Origin of the sequence: Amycolatopsis sp. WQ 127309, from assembly GCF_023023025.1 — a bacterium.
Classification (GTDB): Bacteria; Actinomycetota; Actinomycetes; order Mycobacteriales; family Pseudonocardiaceae; genus Amycolatopsis.
Window position 1 is genome coordinate 8,204,442 of sequence record NZ_CP095481.1, and the last position, 24,322, is coordinate 8,228,763.

A 24,322-nucleotide genomic window follows, 5' to 3' on the forward strand; every position below is an offset into this window, starting at 1 on the left:
CGCCCGGCACCGCGCCGGAAACCCCGCATCGCAGCTGAGACTGGAGATCCGTGGCCCTACGCAGCGGCCTCCGGGCCTTGCCCGGGACAGAACTGGCCGGCCGGGAGTGGGAGGTCCGGCTGCTCGCCGACCGGGCCCGGGCCGCCGCCGTCGGCGCGGGACAGGCGGTCCTGCTGCGCGGGCCCGCGGGGATCGGGAAGACGAAGCTGCTCGCCGCCGCGCTCGACGAGCTCGACGGGATCGCCGCCACCGTGCTCACGGTGGCCTGCCCGGACAGCGGGGTCGCGGCCTACGAAGCCGTCCGCGCGCTGTTCGAGCCGCTGCAGCCGGCCGGCGCCGCCGCGGGCGAGCTGCTCACCGGCAGCGCCCGGCTGGCGCTGCCGGCCCTCGTGCCCGCGCTGGGCGAGGGCCAGGGCAGCGCCGACACCTACTCCGTGATGCACGGCCTGCACTGGCTCACCGCCGGCCTGGCCGCCCGCGGCCTCGTGGTGCTCGCCCTCGACGACGTCCAGTGGTGCGACGAGACGTCGCTGCGGTGGCTGGGGTTCCTGCTGCGCCGCGCCGAAGACCTGCCGCTGCTGGTGCTGATGACCCAGCGGACCGGGCCGGACGAGCCCGTGCCGGAGGTGCTCGGCGAGATCGGCGCGGCCCTGAGCTGCCTGACGGTCGACCTGGCGCCGCTGTCCCCGGACGCCGTCGCCGACGTCCTGGAGTCGTCGTTCGGCGCGGCGCCGGACCCGGTCTTCGCCGCCCGCGTCCTCGACCTCACCGGCGGGAACCCGTTCCTGCTCGACCGGGTCGTCAGCCGGGTGCGGGACGAGGGGACGCCGGGCGCCGAGCGTGTGGCGCTGCTCGAACGGATCGGCCGCGAGGTCGTGGCGCGGCCGCTGCTGGACCGGCTCCCGGAAGGCGCGTTCGCCGTGGCGCGCGCGATCGCCGTGCTGAGCGGCGAAGACCTGGAGACGATCGCCGCGCTCGCCGGGACCCAGCCCGGCCCGGCGAGCGGCGCCGTGCGGGCCCTGCGCGCCGGCGAGCTGCTGGCGCCGGACCGGCTGGACTACGCGCACGACCTGATCCGCACCGCGGTGCTGGACTCCGTGCCGCCCGCCGAGCTGGCCCGGCTGCGGGAACGCGCGGCCGTCCTGCTCAACGACCGCGGCCGGCCCGCCGAGGAGGTCGCCGTCCACCTGCTGCTGCTCGACTCGGTGCCGCAGCCGTGGATGGTCAACGTGCTGCGCGACGCCGCCGTCTCGGCCGAGGGCCGGGGCGCGCCCTCGGCCGCCGCCCGGTACCTGACCCGCGCCCTGCGGGCCGACGAGGACGACGTCGCCGTGCTGGTGCACCTGTCCCGGGTCCAGGGGCAGCTGGACCCGGCGTCGTCCCTGCGGCACCTGGAGCACGTGCTGGGCCTGGTGACCGATCCGCGCCGCCGGGTGCCGGTCGTCATGCAGTACACGATGATCTCCCTGGCCGCGCAGAACTCCCAGCGGGCCTACGCGCTGGGCGAAGAGGCGCTGGACGCCCTGGTCGCCGCCGGTGGCCCGGACCCGTCGCCCGCCGACCGGGCCCTGCGGATGCTGATCGAGTCCGCGCTGCTGCTCTCGGGCCTCGACGAGAAGTCCGGCGTGCCCCGGGTCAGCGCGCGGCTGCGCGACGTCACGCCGCCGCCCGGCGACACCGCCGAGGAACGCCAGCTGCTGGGCATGCTCTCGTCGCTGGGCACGCTGCAGGGCCGGCCGGCGGCCGAAGTGGCCGACCAGGCGAGCCGGGTCCTGCTGATCGGCGACGTCGCCCCCGGCGGCTGGGCCGTGCTGGGCGCCGTCCTCTCGCTCTACCTGGGTGACCACGGCGAGCCGGCGCTGACCGCGATCAACGAGCTCCTGAACCACGCCCAGAGCCGTGGCGAGGCGTGGACCTACGCCCTCGGCGCGAGCACCCGCGCGCTGATGCACGAGTTCACCGGGAACCTCGCGGAAGGGCTGTCGGACGCGCAGTACTCGTTCGACGTCGTCACGCAGGAGCGGTGGGCCCCGGGTGTCTCCATGCCACAGGCGGCGCTCGGCGCGATGCTGGTCCGCCAAGGGGACCCGGTCCGCGCCGAGGAGGTGCTGGACACGGTGACCCGGCCGCGGCTGTCGGAGTTCACCCTGGAGTACCACTGGTTCCTGATGGCCCGGGCCCGGGCGCGGGCGGCGCAGGGCGACGTCGAAGGCGCGCTGACCGTGCTGCGCACCTGCGGGGACAGCCTGCGCGGCAGCGGCATCGGCAACCCGGTGCTGGCGCCGTGGTGGTACGACTCGGCCGAGCTGCTGGCGGGCCTCGGCCGGGTGGCCGAGGGCGTGGCCGTGCTCGACGAGGTCGAGCCGGCGGTCCGCCGCTGGGGCACCACGCGGGCCCTCGGCATGCTGGAGACCGGCCGCGGGGTGCTGGCCGACGGCGACGCGGCGATCGAGCGGCTGTCGGCGGCCGCGGACGTGCTGGCCGGCTCGCCCGCCAAGCTGGAGCTCGCGAAGGCCGAGTACCTGCTGGGCCGCCGGCTGCTGCGCCGGGGCGACACCGAGGGCGCGCGGGAACGGTTGCGCCGCTCGATCGACCTGTCCGTGCTCAGCCGGGACAGGCAGCAGCTCGGGCTGGCGCTGCCGGCGCTGACCGAGGCGGGCGGGCGGATGCGCAGCGGGACCGACTCGCCGGCGGACGCGCTGAGCGGCAGCGAGCGGCGGGTCGCCGAGCGGGCGGCGACCGGCGCGACCAACCGGGAGATCGCCGAGTCGCTGTTCCTCACCCAGCGCACCGTCGAGGTGCACCTGACCAGCGTCTACCGCAAGCTGGGTATCAAGGGGCGGGCGGATCTCGCGGAGGCCCTGCGCACCTGGTGAGCGGTGGTAGCCCTCACCCGCCGTCACGCATTGCCCGCTTGTGCCACCCGGAATGGTCAAGGGGGACGGAAATACCCGTCCGGCGGCCACGGCGTCGGCGGATGCCGTAGTGCGGAGCTAGCCTCCCTGGTGGATCCACCAGTCCGAGCGCCCGTCGTCGCGCCGAGGGAGGTCGTCCGTGCCGTACCACCGGCCACTGTCCGTGATCAACTCCGGACACCACCGCCCGGCCGGGCGGTTGATCGGCCGGGAGCGCCAGCTCGCCCTGCTCGACGACCTCGTCGACGGCCTCTTCGCGGGCCGACCCGCCCGGGCCGGCGTTTCGGGCGCCGCCGGGACCGGCCGCACGGCCCTGCTGCGCCACGTGCTCGCCACCGCCCGCGAACGCGGCGCCGTCGCCGGCCTGGCGTCGTGCTCGCCGGTGGAGACCGGGATCCCGTTCAGCACGGCGTCACAGCTGGTCGCCGCCCTGCACTCGCCGGCGCGGTTCGCGGACCTGGCGACCGAGTGCTTCGCCGGCCCGTGCGACGCCACCGTCCCGTTGCTGTGCGACGTGTTCGCCGAGCTGGCCGCCGACGGGCCGCTGGTGCTGGCGATCGACGACCTCCAGTGGGCGGACGCCTGGTCGTTGCGGTGCTTCGCCGCGATGGCCGCCCGGCCCGGCCCGGTCCTGCTGGTCGCGGCCGCGCACGGCCCGCTGGCGCGCTACCTCGGCGACGGCCCGGGCACCCAGCTGGACCTGCCGCCGCTGACCGAGGCGGAGACCGCGGCGTTGCTGCGGGAGATCCCGGGGGCGCCGGGCGGGGCGGCGTTCACCACGGCGGCGCTGAGCATCGCGGCCGGCCGGCCCGCGGTGCTGCGCGAGATCGTGACGCGCTGGAGCACCGACGGGCGCCCGCCCGAGCCCGAGCAGGTACCCCACCTGGTGCGGATCGGGCGCGCGGTGACGTCGGCGCGCGCCGCCCGCGTCCGGCGCGGCCTGCCGCCGGACGCGCTGGCGCTGCTGCGGGCGATGTCGGTGTCCACATCGGACGTCGTGCTCGCGGGCCGGCTGGCGGGCCTGCCGGAGACCACGGTGGCCGGCGCGCTGGAACCGCTCGTGGCGAGCGGCCTGGTGGCGGCCGGGCGGCCCGCCGAACCGCACCTGGCGGCGGAAGTGCTGGCGGAGCTGGACGCGGACGCCCGCGGCGACCTGCACCGGCGGGCGGCGGAACTGGCGCACGGCATCGGCGCCGGCGCGACGGTGGCGGCCGACCTGCTCTGCGCGGCGCCGGCGGTGGGGGAGCCGTGGGCACGGACCGTCCTGGTGGAGGCGGCCGAGCAGTGGTTCCTGCAGGGCCGCACGTCGGCGGCGGCCGACGCGCTGCGCCGGGTGCTGCTGGAGCCGCTGGATCCGGCGGAGCGCGCGGCGTTGCTGCTGCGCCTGGCGTCGATGGAGGTGACGCGGGACCCCGACGCGGCGGACGGGCGGCTGCGCCGGATCCTGGCCGAACCCGAACTGAGCACGTTGCCCGCGGCCGTGACGGCGGCCGACCTCCTCCTGGCCCGCGGCGACGTCGAGACGACCCGGCGCGCGGTGGCGGAGCTGCGCGGCCGCGCGTTGGTGTCCACTGTGGAAAGTGCCGTGGCGGACGCCCTCGTCCCGTCTACTGTGGATTCGGACCTGGTCGCCCTCGGCCGGATCGCCGAGGAGGAAGCCGCGGTGGACCCGGTCATGCCCGTCGCGCCGCTCCTCCGGACCACCCGGCCCGGCGGTCCCGCCGAAGCCGGAGCCGAGGCCTGGTGGCTCGCGACCCGGGGCGAGGACCGCCGCCGGGCGCTCGACCTGGCCGAGCAGGCCCTCATCGTGCGTGAGGACGCGCCGCTCATGCCGCGCATCGCCGCCTGCCGGGCCTTGCTGTGCTGCGACGAGCTGGAATCCGCCGCCGAAGGGCTCACCGCCGTCGCCGCCGCGGCCCGGCGTCGTGACGCCAAGGCCGCGACCGCGCAGGCCCTGCTGCACCGGGCCGTCGTGAACCTGCGGCGCAACCGGCCCGACGACGCCCTCCACGACCTCACCCTCGCCGGGCGGGAGCTGCCCGTCCGGTGCTGGCACCCCGCGCTCGTCCCGGCCTACCTCGCCGTCGAGATCTCCGCGCACCTCAAGCTGGGCCGGACCGAACGCGCCCGCCGGCTCGCCGCCGAACCGCTCCCGCGCGGCGGCGAGCACACCGCGGGGCAGGCGTTCCTCCTGTACGCGCGGGCGGAGCTGGCCCTGGCCGCCGACGAGCTGGAGGCCGCCCTCGCCGCGGCGCGGGAGTGCGGCCGGATCCTGCGGTCCCGGCAGTGGGTGAACCCGATGCTCTGCCCGTGGCGCACGATCGCCGCCTTCGCGTCGCGGAGCCTCGGCGACGGCGCGGCGGCCGCGGCGCTGTCGGCCGAGGAACTGTCGCTGGCCGGCTACTGGGGCACCGACGGGGCCTTCGACGCCCTGCGGGAACGCGCGGTCGCCGAGCTGCGGCGCAGCGTGCCCGCGCAACGGCAGCCGGCCGAGCCGGTGCCCGAACCCGTCCTGCCGCCGGGACGCCGGTTCGAGCCGCGCCGGCCGGAGGTGCTCTCGCCCGCCGAACAGGACGTCGCCGCCCTCGCCGCGCGCGGGCTGCCGAACCGCGAGATCGCCCGGGAGCTCTCGATCGCGCTGCGCACGGTCGAACTGCGGCTGACGAAGGTGTACCGCAAGCTCGGTCTCAAGGGCCGCTCCGCGCTCACCGAGCGCTGGGCGACCTGGACGCTGGGGGACTGACCGGTGCTGCTGGAACGGGAAGCGCACCTGTCGGTGCTGGACGAGGCGGTGCGCGACGCCGACGCCGGGAGCGGCGGCCTGCTGCTGATCCACGGCGAAGCCGGTGCCGGCGGCTCGGCGCTGCTGCGGCACCTGGCCCAGCTCGGCGCGGCCCACGGCGCGCGGATCCTGCGTTCGAGCGGGGCGCAGCTCGAACAGGCCTTCCCGCTCGGCGTCGTCCGGCAGCTCGTGCTGCCGATCCTCGCCGACCCGGACGACCCGGCGCTGCCGCCGGTGGCCCGGCAGGTGCTCGGCCCGCTGGCCGACGGCTCGGCCGGTCCGGGCGAGCCGGCGTCCCTGCTGCACGGCTTGCACGCGCTGCTGGCGCGGCTGAGCCGGTCCCGCGGGGTGGTCGTGCTCGTCGACGACCTGCACTGGGCGGACGAGCTTTCCCTGCGGGCCCTGGCTTTCCTGGTCGCCCGGCTGTCCGGGACGCGCGTCCTGATCGGCGCGGTCCTGCGCGACGGCGCGGGCGCGCGCACCGCGTTCGTGCCGGAGATCGAGGCCGCCGCTCGCCACCACGTGCGGGCCGAGCCGCTGTCGCTCGCCGCGACCGGCCGGCTGGTCGCCGCGCGCTTCGACGCCGGTCACGACCCGGAGTTCGCCGCGGCCTGCCACGAGCTCACCGGCGGCCGGCCCAAGGACCTGCGCGCCCTGCTGGACCGGGCGTTCTCGCACCGGTTGACGGCGAAGGCCGACGACCGCGCGCGGCTGCGGGCGCTCGGCGCGGACCTCCGCCGCGAGCGGCTGCGGGTGCTCGTCCGGCGTGATCCGGAGGTCGAGGCCTTCGCCCGGGCCGTGGTCGTGCTGGGGCGGCACGCCGAACCCGCGCTCGTCACGGCGCTGAGCGGGCTGGCCGACGCCGCCTGCGCCGCGGCGCGCGCCGCGCTGCAGGGCCCCTGGCTCACCGTCGCCGCGGACGGCCGGCTGGTACCCGAGGCCGCGCTGGTGCGGGTGGTCGAAGAGACCGCGTCCGCCGCGGACACCGCCGCCGCCCACCGCACCGCGGCCGGGCTGCTGACCGCGCGGGGCTACCCCGCGGAGGACATCGCCGGGCAGCTGCTGCGCGTGGACACGCTGTGCGGCGGCCCGGAGATCGAGATGCTGCGGGCGGCCGCCGTCGGCGCGCTGCGCCGGGGCGCGCCCGAGTCCGCGGCGCGCTACCTGCGGCGGGCGCTGCTGGAACTGCCGCCGGGCAGCGCCGGGCGCGCGCCGCTGCTCGTCGAGCTGGCCGCCGCCGAGCTCGGCCCCGACCCGGCGTCCGCGGTGCGGCACCTGGTCCAGGCCGCGCCGCTGCTGCCGACGGTCCGCGACCGGGCCGCGGCGGTCACCCGGATCCCGTTCACGATCACCGCGCGCGGCCCGCTGGTGACCGAGCTCGTGCGCGCCGTCGCCGGCGAGCTCGGCCCGGCCGCCGCCCTGACCGGGCACGACCGCGACCTCGCCCTGCGGCTGGAAGCGCACGACTGGTTCGCCGCGCTGGAGGACCCGGCCCGGCTGGCCGCGGCGCCGGCCCGGCTGCGCGAGCTGACCGACACCCCGGCGGGCCCCGGGGCGGCCGAACGCGAGCTGCGGGCCGTGCTGCTGCTGGCCGCGACGCTGGCCGGGCGGATCGACGCCGAGGAAGCCGCGCGCCGGGCGACCTGCCTGATGGACCACGAGCCCGCGCGGTCCGTCCGCGCCGGGGCCATGCTGCGGATCGTCCCGGTAATCCTGGTCGCGGCGGGCCGCGTCGACGTCGTGACGCCGTGGCTGTCGGCCACCGGCGCGGCGGGCACCGCGGCGACCCGGGCGCTGCTGGACGTGCACCGGGCACTGGCGCTGCTGGCCCGCGGCCGGGCCGCGGCGGCCGGGGAACCGGCGGGCCGGGCGTTCCGGCTCGCGGAGCCGGCCGGCTACGACGTGCTCGCGCTGCCGCCCACGATCCTGGGCCTGGTCGCGACCGCGACCGGTGATCGCACGCTGACGCGCACGGTGCTGGACGACCTCCCGGCCGGCGACGGCCTAGGCGTGCTCGCCGTGCAGCGGAGCCTGCGCGGGACGCTGGCCGCCGCCGACGACCCCGGCGCGGCGCTGGCGCAGTTCCTCGACTGCGGCCGCCGGCTCGACCGGGCCGGCTGGCGCAATCCCGCCCTCTACCCGTGGCGCACCTCGGCGGCGCTGCTGGCCCACCGCCTGGGCCGCACCGACGAAGCCGGGCGCCTGGCCGAAGAGCACCACCGCCGCTGCGTCGCCTGGGGCGCACCCGCAACGGTCGGCCGGGCCCTGCGGGTCCTAGCCGCCCTGGACGCCGGCCGCGACGGAATCCGGCTGCTGCACGAGGCGGTCGACCTGCTGGCCCGCTCACCGGACGACCTGGAGGAGGCCAAGGCCCGAGCCGACCTGGCCGAGCGCCTCCGGCCCACGGAACCCGAAGCGGCGCAACGGTTGCTGGCCCGCGCCCAGGCCCTGGCGGAGACCTGCGGAATGGGCCGCCTGCTGACCCGCGAGGCCGGCCCGGTAACCCACACCGAGCCGGCCCGGGCAACCGCCGAGCTGACCCGCGGCGAGGCAACGGTCGCGGAACTGGCGGTGCGCGGAAGGACGAACTCGGAGATCGCCGAGCAGCTGAGCATCAGCCGCCGAGCGGTCGAGAAGCACTTGACGAGCTCGTACCGCAAGCTGAAGATCGACGGCCGCCCGGACCTGGCGGGCGCCCTGGGCGGCCGCACCGCGGGGGAGTGACCTCGCGGCGCCCACTTGACCGGCAGGGCAACGATCCCGCCGTGCTCGCCGGTGGCCGGCGAGATGATCGCACCGGCCACCCGGCCCCTCAGTTCCTGAGCGTCCCGATGTCGCCGTTCGCGGTGGCGACCCCGTAGCCCTGGGCGGTGGCCTCCTTGAAGACCTTGCCGTCGACCTCGATCGTCACCTTGAGGTTCCCGGACCCGCTGCCCTGGGCCAGGATGCTGACCAGCTGCAGGGGCTGGTCGCCGGGGAGCTCGATGGTCTTCTCCCACGGCAGCTTGACGTTCGACTCCTGGCTCGTCGTCGTCATGCCGTCGGTGGTGAAGGTGATGTTGCCGGCTTTGCCGGTGCCGGTCACCTTGTACACGACGGTGTGCTTGGCGGCGGCCGGGTCGCCGCCGGTGCCGGGCTGAGCCGCGGCGGGCGCACCGGTCAGGGCCGGCGGCGCGGTCGGGAGCGAGTTCGCGGCGTCGGTGGCGACCTTGCTGAACGCGGCCACCCAGATCACGCAGACGACGAGCCCGATCGCGGACAGCACGATCCCGGCGATCGCGAGGCCCTTGTTGGTGGCCACGCCCTTGTTCGCGCGGCCGAGGCCGAGGAACGACAGGACCAGGCCGATGATCACCAGCGGCCAGGCGACCAGTCCGATGATGGGGATCGGCGAGAAGATCAAGCCGACGAGGCCGAGGACGAAGCCGGCGGTGCCGAGCCCGTTGCGGGGCGGCTGGGCGACCGGCGACGGTGCCGGCTGGTAAGGCGTGGGGGCAGTCACGATGATCCTTTCGCGGTGAACGAGTGGATAGTCGCTCCCGCTCCGGAAGGTCGTTACGGGAACTTCGGCCCGTTACCGTGTTGTGTTGTCTCAGGGACAGCCCGTCACCACCGTGAACGCGGCGGGCAACACCGTGCCGACCGAGTCGTACGACACACTGCGGTCGCGCCGGCAGCGGGCCGCCGTGCGGGTCCTGGAGGCCCGGCCGGAGCGGCCGCCGGTGGTCGACGCCGAGCACCGCGCCCTGGTCGCCGCGCTCGACCGCCACGACGCCGAGGAGGCCCTGGATGTCCTCGACCGGCACCTGCCGCCGGTGTCCGAAGTGGTCTCGGCACCAGACCGGAACCGATCCCAGGAACCTCGGTGATCAGCGCACCCGGCCGCGCGAATGATAGGAATGGCCGGTGACCGAACCGAACCTGATCGAAGCCGCCGCGGCCGAGGCCGTCACGCTGACCAGCGAGCTGATCCGCATCGACACCACCAACACCGGGGACCCCGAGACCCTGGTCGGCGAGCGGGCGGCGGCCGAGTACGTTGCGGAGAAGCTGACCGACGCCGGCTACGAGATCACCTACGTCGAGTCGGGTGGGAAGAACCGGCACAACGTGATCGTCCGGCTCGAAGGCGCCGACCGGTCCCGGGGTGGGCTGCTCATCCACGGTCACCTCGACGCCGTGCCGGCCGATCCGTCCGAGTGGTCGGTCCACCCGTTCTCCGGCGCGATCCAGGACGACTACGTCTGGGGCCGCGGCGCGGTCGACATGAAAGACATGTGCGGGATGGCGCTCGCGCTGGCCCGGCACTACAAGATGCACAACGTCGTGCCGCCGCGCGACCTGGTCTTCGCGTTCCTCGCCGACGAAGAGGCGGGTGGCAAGTACGGCGCCCAGTGGCTGGTCGAGAACCGGCCCGAGCTGTTCGAAGGCATCACCGAGGCGATCAGCGAGGTCGGCGGCTTCTCGATCACGCTGAAGGACGACGTCCGCGCGTACCTGATCGAGACGGCGGAGAAGGGCATCCGCTGGATGAAGCTGCGCGTGCGCGGCACCGCCGGGCACGGCTCGATGATCCACCGCGACAACGCCGTGACGAAGCTGGCCGAAGCCGTCGCGAAGCTCGGCAACCACCGCTTCCCGCTGGTGCTCACCGACTCCGTGAAGGAGTTCCTCGCCGGCGTCACCGAGATCACCGGCTGGGACTTCCCGGAGGACGACCTGGAGGGCTCGGTCGCCAAGCTGGGCAACATCTCCCGGATGATCGGCGCGACCCTGCGCGACACGGCCAACCCGACGATGCTCACCGCCGGCTACAAGTCGAACGTCATCCCGTCGGTCGCCGAGGCGTCGGTGGACTGCCGGATCCTGCCCGGCCGGCTCGAGGCGTTCGACCGCGAGCTCGACGAGCTGCTCGGCCCGGACATCGAGAAGGAGTGGATGGAGCTGCCGCCGGTCGAGACGACCTTCGACGGCGCGCTCGTCGACGCCATGACCGCGGCGATCCTGGCCGAGGACCCGGGCGCGAAGACGTTGCCGTACATGCTTTCCGGCGGCACCGACGCGAAGTCCTTCCAGGACCTCGGCATCCGCAACTTCGGCTTCGCGCCGCTCAAGCTGCCCGCGGACCTCGACTTCTCGGCCCTGTTCCACGGCGTCGACGAGCGCGTCCCGATCGAGGCGCTCAAGTTCGGCACCCGCGTGCTGGACCGGTTCCTGCGCACGTCCTGATGACCGGCTTCGCGCTCGCCGACGGGACGCCCCTGGCGGTCGTCCGCCGGGGCGACCCGGACGCGCCGGTCGCGGTGGTGTTCGTCCACGGCTACGCGCTCGACCAGCGCAGCTGGGACCGGATCGCGCCGCTGGTGCCGGACGCCGCCGCGGGGCCGGTGGCCGTGCTGACCTACGACCAGCGCGGCCACGGCGGGTCCGGGCGGGCGCGCCGCGGGACGGCGACCATGGCCCAGCTCGGCGACGACCTCGCCGAGCTACTGGAGCGTGAGGTCCCGGCCGGGCGGGTGGTGCTGGTCGGGCACGACATGGGCGGGCTGGCGATCATGTCGCTGTCCCAGCGGCACCCGGAGCTGTTCCGCGCCCGGGTGTCCGGGCTGGCGCTGCTGGCGACGTCGTCGGGCACGCTGGCGACGGAGGTCTCGGCGACCTGGCCGAACGCGCTGGGCAAGCTGGCCCGCGACCTCGAAGCGGTGCTCGGCTCGAAGCTGTTCGGCGTGGTGCACGAGCGCACGAGCCGCGCGGTGAGCGCGGGGCTGCGGTGGTGGCTCTTCGGCGACGACCCCGAGCCGGACCTGGTCGAGCTGACCGTGCAGATGATCCGCGGCAACTGGCCGCACACCGTCTCCCTGTTCCGCCCGGCCCTGGACGCCTACGCGCGCGACGCGGCGTTGACGCAGGTCGGCGGCCTGCCGGTGACGGCGATAGTGGGGGAGCGGGACCGCATCGTCCGGGCCGCCGACGTCGAGCAGTGGGCCGGCGGCCTCGACGACGGGACGGCCGTGGTGCTGCCGGGCGTCGGGCACGTCGTGCCGCTGGAGGCCGCGCCGCAGGTGCTGCCCCGGATCCTCGCCCTGGTGAACGCGAGTTACCGACAAGACGAGAGTTCTTGACAACTCTTCTGTTCGGCACGATGCTGGGCGCATGTTCTCCGTGGCGGTGATCGAAGATCCGGCGGCGGCCGAGGTGTCGCTGGACCCCATCCGGGCCCGGCTCCTGGCCGAGCTGGCGGAACCGGCGTCCGCGACGATGCTGGCCGGGCGGGTCGACCTGCCGCGGCAGAAGGTCAACTACCACCTGCGGGCGCTGGAGGCGCACGGCCTGGTGGAGCTGGTCGAGGAGCGCCGGAAGGGCAACGTCACCGAGCGGATGATGCGGGCCACGGCGTCCTCGTACGTCATCTCGCCGGCGGCCCTGGCCGCGGTGCAGCCGGACCCGGCCCGGTCGCCGGACCGGCTCTCGGCCCGCTGGCTGCTGGCGGTGGCCGGCCGGCTGGTGCGTGACGTCGGCGTGCTCATCACCGGCTCGGCCAAGGCGAACCAGCGGGTCGCCACCTTCGCGCTCGACGGCGAGGTGCGGTTCGCCTCGGCGGCCGACCGGGCCGCGTTCGCCGAGGAGCTGGCGACGGCGGTCACCACGCTGGTGGGGAAGTACCACGACGAGACGGCCGAGAAGGGCCGCAAGCACCGGGTGATCGTCGCCGTGCACCCGAGCGTGCCGGCGACGCCGGGGGAGGAGTCCTGACGTGGGCCACGACTTCGAACGGACCGACGTCGCCGACGTCGACGCGACGCCGGAACAGCTGTGGGCGGCCATCGCCACCGGCCCGGGCATCGACTCGTGGTTCATGGGCCGCAACGAGGTCGAGGGCGGCACCGGCGGTGTGGTCCGCGGCGCCTTCGGCGGCTACCGGTCCGAGTGCGGGATCCGCGAGTGGGAGCCGCTCGAGCGGCTGGTCTACGGCACCGGCACCGCGCCCGACGGCCGGCACATCGCCTACGAGTTCCTCATCGAGGGGCGCGAAGGCGGCAGCTCGGTGATCCGGTGCGTCACGAGCGGCTTCCTGCCGGGCGACGACTGGGAGGACGAGTTCGAGGCGATGACGTCGGGCCGGGCGCTGTTCCTGCGCACGCTGGTCGAGTACGTCACGCACTTCGCCGGCCGCGTCGCGGTCCCGGTCACGGCGTTCGGGCCGCCGATCCCGGACTGGACCGAAGCCTGGGCGAAACTCGGTGCCGCGCTGGGGCTTCCGGCCCGGATCGCCGAAGGGGACCGGGTGCGCCTGGAGCTCGACGGCCGCACGCCGGTCGAGGGGGTCGTCTACGTGGCCGACGACCAGGCCGTCGGCATCCGCACGCCCGACGCGATGATCCGGTTCATGCGGGGCTTCCGCGGTCCGGTGGTCGCGGCCCACCACGTTTTCACACCCGGCGCGGACGGCGAGGTCGAAGAAAACACCTGGGGCGACTGGCTGGCCCGCGTGTTCGATTGACAATCGAGCGGTACGCATCGACTATCGATACATGCCTCGCTTACTCGTCGCCTCGCTGCAAACCGTCGTCGCCGGCGCGTTCCTCGTCGGCCTGTACGCCCAGCTCGTCGTGATCCCGACGAGCGCGGCCGACCAAGTCGAGCTGTTCCCGCCCTACGCGCCGATCCGGGTTCCCCTGGTGGCCGCGGCGATCGCGTTCGTGGCGTGCGGCCAGCTAGCACTCGTCGGCCTCGGGATGCTGCTGCGCCGGGCGAGCCGGGGCACGGTGTTCCAGCCGTCGGCCCTCACCGGGGCGAACGTCGTGGTCGGCGCGACGGCGGCCGCGACCGTGGTCACCGCCGCGGTCTTCGCCTACGTGACCGTCGCCGACATCCCGTCACCCACGGACGGCATGGAGGTCATCGGCCTCTGGCTCGGCACGGCCGCGGCGGTCGTGGCGGGCACGGCGGCGGTGCTGCTCCTGTTCGCGGGCCGGCACCTGCTGGTCAAGGCGATCGGCCTGCGCACCGAGCTCGACGGCGTGGTCTGACGGCCCGGGGCGGCGTCCACCCGGGCCGGTCGGCGCTGGTCGATCAGGTGGGCAGGCCGCCGGGCAGGGTCTCGCCCGTCTTCTTGCGGCGCAGCCAGACCTTGCGGGTGCCGTCGGCGTAGAGCCGCACGTTCCGCAGTTCCCAGCCGGCGAACTCCGCGTGGATGGAGAGCTGGATCGCCGCCGCACGCCGGGACACACCCGGGGGCAGGTGCAGGCGGCGGTACTCCCAATCCCCTTCGACCACCGCCTCGCTGACCGTCGTCATGGCTGGATCACCTGGGTCCCTTCTCCGGCGGCGGAGCCGATGATCACCCGGCCGCTCTGGTCCTCGACCCCCACCGAGTCCGGCTGGCGCACGGTGGGGAACCGGTACTTCTCGACCGGCTCACCGCCTCGGACGTCGAACCCGACCACTTCGTTGCGTGCCGTCAGCGTCACCCAGGCGAGGCTTCGCTTGGCGTCGTAAGCGATCCCGTACGCGCCACCCGGCACCGGGTACCGCTGCCGCATGATCAGCGGCGACGCCGAGAACGCGATCAGCGCGCCCGCCCGCGCGTCGGTCACCAGGATCCGGCCGTAGGAGTCCGCGACGGCGTTGGCGGCGCCGTCACCCGCCCGCAGCCCCTCGTTGATCTTGCCGCCGGCGACGTCCACGGAGAACACGGCCGTGCGCAGGCGATCCAGCACCACGACACCGTCACCGGCCGCCAGGACGTCGTCGGCGCTGTAGATCTGCCCGCCGATCGTCCGCGCCGGACCGCTCGCGGGCAGCACCTGGATGTCCTTCGCCGCCCCCATCGCGACCAGCCGATCGGCGCCGTAGGCGATGCTCGACGCCGGCTGCCCGCCCGTCTTCGTCTCCGTGAGCTTCCGGTCCGGCAACGTCAGCTGCTGCACCACACCCTGACCCGGCTCCGCGATCTCCACCCGGCCGGGCGCCACAGTCAACCGCGAAGCTGTGCCGTATAACGGCATATTCACCGGCGGTGACTCGAGCGCATTCAGGTCGTAGAGCTGCAAAGACGGCTGCTGAGCAAGAGCGACGACCAGCGTCGATCCCGACACGGCCACCGCGGAGACGGCGGCGCCGGGCAGGACCTGCCCGGCGGGCTTCACGGTGACAGCGGGGGAGACGGCCGGCTGCGCGGCCACCGGGTTCGCGACGATCTGCAGGTCGTCGCTGTCCGACTTGGCCGAGGAGCAGCCTGCGAGCACCAGGACACCGGCGAGCGGGATCGCGATCCGCGACGCGGCGGTGAGCCGACGCACGTTGGTGCCTCCAGATGTCCCTCGACGGGCGGTCTTCACCAGCATCCTCCACGATCGTCTTGCCGTCACGTGCATGTCACCCAACAGACACCTGCCGTGGTGTCGATCACCGTGTCGATCACCGGGGCCACCGCTCCGGGTAGCCGGCCTCGATCGCGCTGACGTCGTCGAGCGCCGACCGGATCGCGGGCGGGAGGGTGATGCTCTCCGCCGTGAGGGAGCCGGTGAGCTGGCCGGTGTCGCGGGCGCCGACGACCGGGGCGACCACGCCGGGCCGGTCGCGGACCCAGGCCAGCGCCACCGCGAGCGGTGACGTGCCGAGCCCGTCGGCGGCGGTCGCGACCGCCTGCACGATCCGGGCGGCGCGGTCGGTGCGGTGGTGCTCGACGTACCCGGCGAACACGCTGGAGGCGCCGCGGGAGTCGGCCGGCGTGCCGCTGCGGTACTTGCCGGTCAGCACCCCGCGCCCGAGCGGTGCCCAGGGCAGCAGGCCGATGCCGTGGTGCTCGGCGGCGGGCACGACCTCGCGGTCCACCCCGCGTTCCAGCAGCGAGTACTCGACCTGGGTGGAGACGAGCGGCGCGACCGCGGCGGTCCCGGCGGCGGCCGTCGCCAGCTGCCAGCCGGAGTAGTTGGACACGCCGACGTAGCGGGCCTTGCCGCTGTTGACGGCGTACTCGAGGGCGGCGAGGGTCTCGGCGACCGGCACCGTCGGGTCCCAGGCGTGCAGCTGCCACAGGTCGACGTGGTCGGTGCCGAGGCGTTTCAGCGAGCCGTCGAGCGCCGAGAGCAGCGCGCCGCGGGAGGCGCCGCCGCCGAACGGGCCGTCGGTGCGCCGGGCGACGGCCTTCGTCGCGAGGACGATGTCGTCGCGCGGCACGAGATCACCCAGAAGTGAGCCGAGCACCCGTTCGGCTTCGCCTTCGCCGTAGATGTCGGCGGTGTCCACCAGGGTGCCGCCGGCATCGACGAAGGCGACCAGCTGGCTCGCCGCTTCCTCCGCGTCGGTGTCGCCACCCCAGGTCATGGTGCCGAGCGCCATCCGCGAGACCCGCAGTCCCGAGCGGCCCAGCTGTCGCTTTTCCACGACCGCCGAGCCTAGTGGGCCGCCCCGGCCGGACCTGACCAAGGTGAGTCGTGTCGCCCACAAGGGCCCCCGTTAGGGTCTGGCCCCGTGCGACTCGGACTGAATCTCGGCTACTGGGGAGCGGGGAACGACCCCGCGAACCTGGCCCTGGCGAAACAAGCGGACGAACTCGGCTACGCCGTCGTGTGGGCGGCGGAGGCCTACGGTTCGGACGCCGTGACGGTGCTTTCCTGGATCGCGGCGCAGACGTCGCGGATCGACGTCGGCGCCGCGGTGCTGCAGATCCCGGCGCGGACCCCGGCGATGACCGCGATGACCGCCGCGACCCTGGACACGCTCTCGGGCGGCCGGTTCCGGCTCGGCCTCGGCGTCTCGGGCCCGCAGGTGTCCGAGGGCTGGCACGGCGTGCGGTTCGCGTCGCCGCTGGGCCGCACCCGGGAGTACGTCGGGATCGTGCGCAGTGCGCTGCGCCGCGAGCGGCTGAAGTTCGAGGGCGAGCACTTCACGCTCCCGCTGCCGGACGGCCCCGGCAAGGCGCTGCGGCTGACCGTCCGCCCGGCGCGCAAGCACATCCCGCTGTACCTGGCGGCGATCGGGCCGAAGAACCTGGCGCTGACCGGCGAGATCGCCGACGGCTGGCTGCCGGTGTTCTTCTCGCCCGCCCACGCGGGCGAGCAGCTGGCGCAGATCCGGGCCGGTGCCCAAGCGGCCGGGCGCTCGATGGACGGCTTCGACGTCGCCCCGACCGTGCCCCTGGTCGTCGGCGACGACTGGCGGGCCTGCGCGGACGCCGTCCGCGGGTACGCGGCGCTCTACCTCGGCGGCATGGGCAGCCGGGAGAAGAACTTCTACAACCAGCTGGCGGCCCGGATGGGCTTCGAGGCCGAGGCGGCCGAAGTGCAGGAGAAGTACCTGGCCCGCGACCAGGCGGGGGCGAAGGCGGCGGTGCCGCTGGAGTTCCTCGACGCGACGTCGCTGCTGGGTCCCAAGGAACGGATCGCGGAGAAGATGACCCAATTCGCCGAAGCCGGCGTGACGACCCTGTCGGTGTCGTCGTTCAGCCCCGACCCGGGGGCCGCCCTGCGCACGGCCGTCGAGGCGCTCGAGCTGGCGGGGGTGGCCTGACGTGGGATGGTTCGAATCGCTCGTCCTGGGCCTGGTCCAGGGGTTGACGGAGTTCCTGCCGATCTCCTCGAGCGCGCACCTGCGGATCGTCGCGGCGCTCGTCGGCTGGGACGACCCGGGCGCGGCGTTCACCGCCGTCACCCAGATCGGCACCGAGCTCGCGGTGATCCTCTACTTCGGCAAGAAGATCGGGAAGATCCTGCAGGCCTGGTTCTTCTCGCTGTACAAACCGGACTGGCGCCGGGACCCGGACGCCCGGCTGGGCTGGCTGATCATCGTCGGCTCGCTGCCGATCGTGGTGCTCGGCCTGCTGCTGCAGGACGCCATCGACAGCGCGTTCCGCGACCTGCGGATCACCGCGACCGTGCTCATCGTGTTCGGCCTGATCCTGCTGGTCGCCGACCGGATCGGGAAGCAGGAGCGCGGCCTGGACGACCTGACCGTGCCGCACGGCCTCGGGTTCGGGTTCGCCCAGGCGCTGGCGCTCATCCCCGGCGTCTCCCGCTCGGGCGGCACGACCAGCGCGGGCCTGCTGATGGGCTACACCCGCGCCGAGGCGGCGGAGTACTCGTTCCTGCTGGCGCTGCCCGCGGTGTTCGGTTCGGGGGTGTACAAGCTCAAGGACATCGGCTCGGGCGGCGTGCCGGCCCAGTGGGGCCCGACGATCCTGGCCACCCTGGTCGCCTTCGGCGTCGGCTACCTGGTGATCGCCTGGCTGATGGCCTACATCAAGAAGCGCAGCTTCGTGCCGTTCGTGATCTACCGCCTGATCCTGGGCGTACTGCTGTTCGTGCTGATCTTCACCGGCGCCCTGGACCCGAACGCGGGCCCGGTCGGCTCCTGATCCCCGCGTTGCCGCCCAGCAGCCGGGAGGATGATCGGCGGCAACGTAGGGTGGGTCCTGTGAGTACGGTCATTCTGGTCAGGCACGGCAAGTCGACGGCCAACGGATCCGGCATCCTGGCCGGGCGGTCCCCGAAGGTGAACCTCGACGACACGGGCCGGGTCCAGGCGGAGAAGCTCGTCGAACGCCTCGACGGCGTCCCGCTGGCCGGCGTCGTCGTGTCGCCGATGCTGCGGTGCAAGCAGACCGTCGCGCCGCTGCTGGCGGCGCGGGGGATCGGGAAGACCGTCGAGCCCGGGCTGTCCGAAGTGGACTACGGCGACTGGACCGGCAAGGAGCTCAAGCACCTGGCCAAGGAACCGCTCTGGCGCGTCGTGCAGGCGCACGCCTCCGCCGCGGTGTTTCCCGGCGGTGAGGGGCTCGCCCAGATGCAGGCCCGCTCGGTGGCCGCCGTCCGGGCCCACGACCGCCGGATCGCCGCCGAGCACGGCGACCACGCCGTCTGGTTGCTGTGCAGCCACGGCGACGTGATCAAGTCCCTCATCGCCGACGCCCTCGGCCAGCACCTCGACGCCTTCCAGCGGATCGTCGTCGACCCGTCGTCGATCTCGGTCGTGCGCTACACCGAGACCCGGCCGTTCGTCCTGCGGGTCAACGACCACAGCGGTGACTTCCGCGGCATCGTGCCGCCCGCGCCCAAACCGGCGAAACGGGGCAAAAAGGCCGCGAAGGACACCTCGAGCAGCGACGCGGTCGTCGGCGGTACCACCGGCCGGTGACCCCGGCCACCTACGGAAAGCGCTGACATCGCTCCCGGCGGAGCACGTAGGGTGGCGGGACCGAGTGTTTTCCCCGACCAGGAGCCTGCCCCGAGATGATTTCGCCGGACAATCCGTTCGCCGCACCCAGCGAGCTGCCCTACGCCCTGCCGCCCTTCGACCGGATTTCCGACGAGCACTACCGGCCCGCGTTCGAGGCGGGCCTGGCCGAGCACGCCGCCGAGATCGAGCAGCTCGCGGCGCAGGACGCCGAGCCGACGTTCGAGAACACCGTCGAAGCCCTCGAACGCGCCGGGGAGCTGCTCGGCCGCGTGGCGAGCGTCTTCTACAACCTGGCCGGCTCCAACAGCACCGACGAGATCCAGGCCATCCAGGCGGAGTTCGCGCCGAAGCTGGCCGCCCACCACGACGCGATCCACCTCAACCCGCGGCTGTTCGCCCGGATCGACGCGCTCCACGCCCAGCGTGAAGAGCTGGGGCTGGACGAGGAGTCGCTGCGGCTGCTGGAACGCCGGCACACCGACTTCAGCCGCGCCGGCGCCGGGCTCGGCGAGGCCGAGCAGGCCCGCCTGCGCGAGCTCAACGGGCAGCTCTCGACGCTGCAGACCAAGTTCCAGCAGAACCTGCTCAAGGACACCAACGAGCTGGCCGTCGTCATCGGCGACCGCGCCGAGCTGGCCGGCTTCGGTGACAGCGCGATCGCCACCGCGGCCGAAGCCGCTGCTTCCCGCGGGGAGACCGGCAAGTACGTCATCAACCTGACGCTGCCGACCAGCCAGGCGTCGCCGCTGGAGACGCTCAGCGACCGTGACGTCCGCGCGCGGATCCACACCGCGTCGATGGCGCGCGGCAACCAGGGCAACGACCAGGACAACAACGCCGTCGTCGCCGAGATCGCGCACCTGCGCGCCGAACGCGCCGCGCTGCTGGGCTATCCGAACCACGCCGCGTACGTCATCGCGGACGAGACGGCGAAGACCGCCGAGGCGGCCGCCGGGCTGCTCGAGCGCCTCGCCCCGGCCGCCGTCGCGAACGCCCGCACCGAAGCCGCGGAGCTGCAGAAGCTGCTGGAGGCCGACGTCCCGGGCGCGAAGCTGCGGCCGTCGGACTGGCCGTACTACGCCGCGCAGGTCCGCCGTGAGCGCTTCGACGTCGACACCGAGGGCCTTCGGCCGTACTTCGAGGCCGACCGGGTGTACCTGGACGGCGTCTTCTTCGCCGCCAGCAAGCTGTACGGCCTGACCTTCACCGAGCGTCACGACCTGCCCGTCTACCACCCGGAGGTCCGCACCTTCGAGGTCTTCGACACCGACGGCACCGCGCTGGGGCTGTACCTGCTCGACCTCTACACCCGCGACGCCAAGCGCGGCGGCGCCTGGATGAACACCTTCGTCGACCAGTCCGACCTGCTCGGCGAGCGCACGGTCGTGGTGAACGTGCTCAACGTCAACAAGCCGCCGGCGGGGGAGCCCACCCTGCTGACCTTCGACGAGGTCGTCACCGCGTTCCACGAGTTCGGGCACGCGCTCCACGCGCTGCTCTCGGCGGTGCGCTACCCGACGTTCTCCGGCACCAACGTGCCGCGCGACTTCGTCGAGTACCCGTCGCAGGTCAACGAGATGTGGATGCTGTGGCCGGAGGTCCTGGCCCACTACGCCAAGCACCACGTGACCGGTGAGCCGCTGCCCGCCGAGCAGGTCGAGAAGCTCCTCGCCGCCCAGCAGTACGGCGAAGGCTTCTCCACCACCGAATACCTCGCGGCGTCCCTGCTCGACCAGGCCTGGCACGGCCTCGGCGTCGACGACCACGTGGGGGAGGTGCAGCGGTTCGAGACCGCCGCCCTCGTGAAGGCCGGTGTGGCGCTCGAAAGCGTCCCGCCGCGCTACCGCACCACCTACTTCGCGCACGTCTTCAGCGGCGGCTACAGCGCCGGGTACTACTCCTACATCTGGAGCGAAGTCCTCGACGCCGACACCGTCCAGTGGTTCCGCGAGAGCGGCGGCCTGACCCGCGAGAACGGCGACCACTTCCGCCGCACCCTGCTGGGGAAGGGGGGCAGCGTCGACCCGATGGACGCCTTCCGCGCCTTCCGCGGCCGCGACCCCGAGATCGAACCCCTGCTCATCCGCCGCGGCATCAACGGCGTCTGACCAACCCTGCTGGACCCGGACCACCATCCGGGTCCAGCAGCATCTCTAAGTGTATAACGCCCTATACCGCGGGGCTGATTTGAAGAAAATTAGTAGTCCTGCAACTCCTACAAAACCAGCACAGACCAGGAAAGTCAGGCCGTCGCCTGTTCGCGGGTGACGATGTGGTCGATGAACCCGTACGCCAGTGCTTCGCCGGCGTCGAACCAGCGGTCGCGGTCGGCGTCGGCGGTGATCCGCTCGACGCTCTGGCCGGTCTGCTGCGCGGTGAGCTCGGCCATGCGGAGCTTCATCTTGCCGAACACCTCGGCCTGGATGGCGATGTCCGTGGCGGCGCCGCTGATGCCGGCCGAGGGCTGGTGCATGACGATCCGGGTGTTGGGCAGCAGGTAGCGCTTGCCGGGGGTGCCGGAGGTCAGCAGGAACTGGCCCATGGACGCGACGAAGCCGAGGCCCCAGGTGGAGACGTCGGGTTTGACGAGCTGCATGGTGTCGTAGATGGCCATGCCGGCGGTGACGGAGCCGCCGGGTGAGTTGATGTAGAAGGTGATGTCCTTTTCGGGGTCGTCGGCGGCGAGCAGGAGCAGCTGGGCGACGATCCGGTTGGCGACGTCGTCGGTGACTTCGGTGCCGAGGAAGACGATGCGGTCGCGCAGGAGCTGTTCGTTGACGGAGTCGGTGAAGGACTGGCCGGGTGTCTGCATGTCGGGTACGGCGAGGAGGGTCATGGGCCCGACCGTAGGGTGCTGGGGGTGTGGTGGTGATCGTCGTTCGCTGTGGGCGTGCGAGTTTCGCTCCGGGCGATCACCGGGGATGGGGGTGCGTGATGGCGTCGATCGAGGAGTTCGCGGTGCCGGGCCAGGGGCCGTACGGGGTCGTGGCCGGGCCGGATGGCGGGTTGTGGTTCACGCTGGTCCACAGTGGGCAGATCGGCCGCATGAGCACCGCGTATGAGGTGACGACCTATCAGCTGGACCCGGCGACGACCGGGCCGACGGTGATCACGCCGGGGCCGGACGGCGCGTTGTGGTTCACGGAGTACCAGGGGAATCGGATCGGGCGGATCACGACCGGCGGTGAGGTTTCGTCGTTCGAGGTGCCGACGCCGTACGGGATCGCGGCGGGTCCCGATGGGGCCCTGTGGTTCACCGAGATCAACGCCGATCGGGTCGGCCGGATCACCGTCGAGGGTGAGGTGACGGAGTTTCCGCTGCCGGTTTCGGGTGCGTTCCCGTCCATGATCGTCGCGGGTTCCGACGGGGCGTTGTGGGTCACCCTGAACCAGGCGAACGCGATCGGGCGGATCACGATGTCCGGTGAGGTTTCGGTGTACCCGTTGCCGACGGAGGCGGCCGCGCCGGTGGGGATCACGGCGGGGCCGGACGGCGCGTTGTGGTTCGTGGAGATCGGGGCGGGTCAGATCGGGCGGATCTCCACCGGCGGGGAGGTCGCCGGGTTCCCGTTGCCGGATCGCGGGTCGCGGCCGCACGCGATCGTGGCGGGCCCGGATGGGGCCTGCTGGTTCACGGTGTGGGGTGGTAACCGGATCGGGCGGATCACGGTGGACGGTGTGATCACCGAGGTGGAGCTGCCGACGCCGGGGTCGGAGCCGCACGGGATCGCGGTGGGGCCGGACGGTGCACTGTGGACGGCGCTGGAGATCGGGAAGCTGGCGCGGATCTCGTACTGACGCGGAAAGGGCCGCCGTCCACATCGGACGGCGGCCCTTTCGCTACGAGGAGCAGGCTCAGATGAGGCCGAGCTTCTGCACGGTGTCGCGCTCTTCGACGAGCTCCGCGACGGAGGCGTCGATGCGGGCGCGGGAGAAGTCGTCGATCTCGAGGCCCTGGACGATCTGGTACTCGCCGCCCGTGGCGGTGACCGGGAACGACGAGATGATGCCTTCGGGGACGTCGTAGGAGCCGTCGGAGACGACGGCGGCGGAGGTCCAGTCGCCGTCGTTGGTGCCGTTGACCCAGGTGTACACGTGGTCGATGGCGGCGGACGCGGCCGAGGCGGCCGAGGAGAGGCCGCGGGCCTCGATGATCGCCGCGCCGCGCTTGGCGACGGTGGGGATGAAGTCGCTCTCGAGCCAGGCCTGGTCGAGGTCGACGGTCTTGCCGTTGACCTCGGCGTGCTGGACCGAGGGGTACTGGGTGGCGGAGTGGTTGCCCCAGATGGCGAGCTTCTTGATGTCGGTGACGGAGACGCCGAGCTTCTTGGAGAGCTGGGCGAGGGCGCGGTTGTGGTCGAGGCGGGTCATCGCGGTGAAGCGGTCGGCCGGCACGTCGGGGGCGTGGGACTGGGCGATGAGGGCGTTGGTGTTGGCGGGGTTGCCGACGACGAGGACCTTGATGTCGGAGGCGGCGCCGGCGTTGATGGCTTCGCCCTGGGGCTTGAAGATGCCGCCGTTGGCTTCGAGGAGGTCGCCGCGCTCCATGCCCTTGCTGCGGGGGCGGGCGCCGACGAGGAGGGCGATGTTGGTGCCTTCGAAGGCCTGCTTGGGGTCGTCGAAGATGTCGATGCCGGCGAGGAGCGGGAAGGCGCCGTCGTCGAGTTCCATCGCGGTGCCCTCGGCCGCCTTGACCGCCTGCGGGATCTCGAGGAGCCGCAGCTTCACCGGGACGTCCTGGCCGAGGAGCTGACCGGACGCGATGCGGAAGAGCAGCGCGTAGCCGATCTGGCCGGCGGCGCCGGTGACGGTCACGTTGACGGGGGCTTGGGTCATAGCGCTACTCCAGCTTGAAATCGAGACGACTTTGGCTTGTGCCTCGGAGCCTATCCCTCTCCGTGGTCGCCGTCCGGGTGCGTCCAGTCACTCTCGCCGGATCGGTTCGGGGGTGGGTTCGTCGGTGAGGTTGGCGGCGAGGCGGTGCAGGAGGGTCGCGAGGGTGGTGATCTCGTCGTCGGTGAAGCCGGCGCGGAGGCGTTTGTCGTGGGCGATGGCGGCGGTGGCGAGCTGGTGGAAGAGCTGTTCGCCGTGGTCGGTGAGTTCGACGACGTGGATGCGGCGGTTGTCGGGGTCGCGGCGGCGGGTGACGAGGCCGGTGGTTTCCATGCCGTTGAGGTGGTGGGTGAGGGTGGCGCCTTGGATGCCGACGGCGTCGGCGAGTTCGCGCTGGTTGGCGACGGGGGTGGTTTTGAGGGAGATGAGGATCTGCCAGATGGGCTGGGAGCTGCCGGCGGCGGTGAGGGCGTGGTCGAAGGCGCGGCTGGCGGTTTTGGCGGTGCGGGCGAGGACGACGCCGATGGGGGCGGTGGTGGGTGGTGGCACGGGGGGACCGTAGCGCAGATGTGGAGAGGTCTAAGCGTTTGACATCGAATGGTTAGACTTCTAA

General features: G+C 73.3%; 21 protein-coding genes. 14 read left to right on the forward strand and 7 right to left on the reverse strand.

The annotated features are described in order from the left end of the window. Window positions 1-77: 77 nt before the first annotated feature. From MUY22_RS36385 to MUY22_RS36395, 3 genes are all read left to right on the forward strand, one after another. Window positions 78-2,876, forward strand: a complete 2,799-nt coding sequence (locus tag MUY22_RS36385) for an AAA family ATPase (protein ID WP_247051704.1) — start codon at window positions 78-80, stop codon at window positions 2,874-2,876. 178 nt (window positions 2,877-3,054) lie between these two features. Continuing rightward, the gene (locus MUY22_RS36390) at window positions 3,055-5,658 is read left to right on the forward strand and encodes a LuxR family transcriptional regulator (protein WP_247051705.1); all 2,604 of its coding nucleotides are present in this window, start codon (window positions 3,055-3,057) and stop codon (window positions 5,656-5,658) included. A gap of 3 nt (window positions 5,659-5,661) precedes the next feature. Further along, a complete protein-coding gene (locus MUY22_RS36395; RefSeq protein ID WP_247051706.1) occupies window positions 5,662-8,421 on the forward strand; it encodes an AAA family ATPase in 2,760 nt (919 codons plus the stop codon). A gap of 88 nt (window positions 8,422-8,509) precedes the next feature. Here the strand turns inward: MUY22_RS36395 and MUY22_RS36400 are convergent, their stop codons facing one another. After that, a complete protein-coding gene (locus tag MUY22_RS36400) occupies window positions 8,510-9,199 on the reverse strand; it encodes a DUF4190 domain-containing protein (protein ID WP_247051707.1) in 690 nt (229 codons plus the stop codon). 85 nt (window positions 9,200-9,284) lie between these two features. Here MUY22_RS36400 and MUY22_RS36405 point away from each other — a divergent pair, with 85 nt between their 5' ends. Genes MUY22_RS36405 through MUY22_RS36430 form a run of 6 tightly spaced genes read left to right on the forward strand, consistent with a single transcriptional unit; the run spans window position 9,285 to window position 13,727 of the window. Next, on the forward strand, window positions 9,285-9,566 hold the full coding sequence (locus tag MUY22_RS36405) for an FCD domain-containing protein (protein WP_247051708.1): 282 nt from the start codon (window positions 9,285-9,287) through the stop codon (window positions 9,564-9,566). 37 nt (window positions 9,567-9,603) lie between these two features. After that, window positions 9,604-10,926 (forward strand): M20/M25/M40 family metallo-hydrolase, encoded by a 1,323-nt coding sequence (locus MUY22_RS36410; protein ID WP_247051709.1) that lies wholly within the window; start codon window positions 9,604-9,606, stop codon window positions 10,924-10,926. After that, window positions 10,926-11,819 carry an alpha/beta fold hydrolase gene (locus MUY22_RS36415; protein ID WP_247051710.1) on the forward strand — a complete coding sequence of 298 codons (894 nt, stop codon included), beginning with the start codon at window positions 10,926-10,928 and terminating at the stop codon, window positions 11,817-11,819. The genes MUY22_RS36410 and MUY22_RS36415 overlap by 1 nt, the downstream gene beginning before the upstream one ends. Before the next feature lie 31 nt (window positions 11,820-11,850). Further along, a complete protein-coding gene (locus tag MUY22_RS36420) occupies window positions 11,851-12,450 on the forward strand; it encodes a helix-turn-helix domain-containing protein (protein WP_247051711.1) in 600 nt (199 codons plus the stop codon). Between the two features lies 1 nt (window position 12,451). Next, entirely contained in the window at window positions 12,452-13,198 is a 747-nt protein-coding gene (locus MUY22_RS36425) for an SRPBCC domain-containing protein (protein ID WP_247051712.1), read from the forward strand. A gap of 31 nt (window positions 13,199-13,229) precedes the next feature. Beyond that, complete coding sequence (locus MUY22_RS36430) at window positions 13,230-13,727, forward strand: DUF2975 domain-containing protein (protein WP_247051713.1); 498 nt, start codon at window positions 13,230-13,232, stop codon at window positions 13,725-13,727. A 43-nt stretch (window positions 13,728-13,770) separates the two neighbouring features. On the opposite strand, the gene MUY22_RS36435 is transcribed toward MUY22_RS36430, so the two are convergent. From MUY22_RS36435 to MUY22_RS36445, 3 genes are all read right to left on the reverse strand, one after another. Further along, window positions 13,771-13,995, reverse strand: a complete 225-nt coding sequence (locus tag MUY22_RS36435; RefSeq protein WP_247051714.1) for a DUF5703 family protein — start codon at window positions 13,993-13,995, stop codon at window positions 13,771-13,773. Beyond that, complete coding sequence (locus tag MUY22_RS36440; RefSeq protein WP_247051715.1) at window positions 13,992-14,999, reverse strand: hypothetical protein; 1,008 nt, start codon at window positions 14,997-14,999, stop codon at window positions 13,992-13,994. Before MUY22_RS36440 ends, MUY22_RS36435 begins: the two co-directional genes overlap by 4 nt. Before the next feature lie 118 nt (window positions 15,000-15,117). After that, a complete protein-coding gene (locus MUY22_RS36445) occupies window positions 15,118-16,086 on the reverse strand; it encodes an aldo/keto reductase (RefSeq protein WP_247051716.1) in 969 nt (322 codons plus the stop codon). Between the two features lie 87 nt (window positions 16,087-16,173). Here MUY22_RS36445 and MUY22_RS36450 point away from each other — a divergent pair, with 87 nt between their 5' ends. From MUY22_RS36450 to MUY22_RS36465, 4 genes are all read left to right on the forward strand, one after another. Continuing rightward, the gene (locus tag MUY22_RS36450) at window positions 16,174-17,211 is read left to right on the forward strand and encodes an LLM class F420-dependent oxidoreductase (RefSeq protein WP_247051717.1); all 1,038 of its coding nucleotides are present in this window, start codon (window positions 16,174-16,176) and stop codon (window positions 17,209-17,211) included. Window position 17,212: 1 nt separating this feature from the next. Continuing rightward, complete coding sequence (locus tag MUY22_RS36455; RefSeq protein ID WP_247051718.1) at window positions 17,213-18,055, forward strand: undecaprenyl-diphosphate phosphatase; 843 nt, start codon at window positions 17,213-17,215, stop codon at window positions 18,053-18,055. A 59-nt stretch (window positions 18,056-18,114) separates the two neighbouring features. Next, window positions 18,115-18,834 carry a histidine phosphatase family protein gene (locus MUY22_RS36460; protein WP_247051719.1) on the forward strand — a complete coding sequence of 240 codons (720 nt, stop codon included), beginning with the start codon at window positions 18,115-18,117 and terminating at the stop codon, window positions 18,832-18,834. Between the two features lie 95 nt (window positions 18,835-18,929). Further along, window positions 18,930-20,984: a M3 family metallopeptidase gene (locus MUY22_RS36465; protein WP_247051720.1), complete on the forward strand. Its 2,055-nt coding sequence runs from the start codon at window positions 18,930-18,932 to the stop codon at window positions 20,982-20,984. A gap of 134 nt (window positions 20,985-21,118) precedes the next feature. Here MUY22_RS36465 and MUY22_RS36470 read toward each other — a convergent pair whose 3' ends face one another. Beyond that, entirely contained in the window at window positions 21,119-21,712 is a 594-nt protein-coding gene (locus tag MUY22_RS36470; protein WP_247051721.1) for a ClpP family protease, read from the reverse strand. A gap of 98 nt (window positions 21,713-21,810) precedes the next feature. On the opposite strand from MUY22_RS36470, the gene MUY22_RS36475 reads away from it, so the two are divergent. After that, complete coding sequence (locus MUY22_RS36475; RefSeq protein ID WP_247051722.1) at window positions 21,811-22,674, forward strand: virginiamycin B lyase; 864 nt, start codon at window positions 21,811-21,813, stop codon at window positions 22,672-22,674. Between the two features lie 57 nt (window positions 22,675-22,731). Here MUY22_RS36475 and MUY22_RS36480 read toward each other — a convergent pair whose 3' ends face one another. Further along, entirely contained in the window at window positions 22,732-23,712 is a 981-nt protein-coding gene (locus MUY22_RS36480) for a malate dehydrogenase (protein WP_247051723.1), read from the reverse strand. Window positions 23,713-23,799: 87 nt separating this feature from the next. Beyond that, window positions 23,800-24,258 (reverse strand): MarR family winged helix-turn-helix transcriptional regulator, encoded by a 459-nt coding sequence (locus MUY22_RS36485; protein WP_247051724.1) that lies wholly within the window; start codon window positions 24,256-24,258, stop codon window positions 23,800-23,802. Window positions 24,259-24,322: the final 64 nt, after the last annotated feature.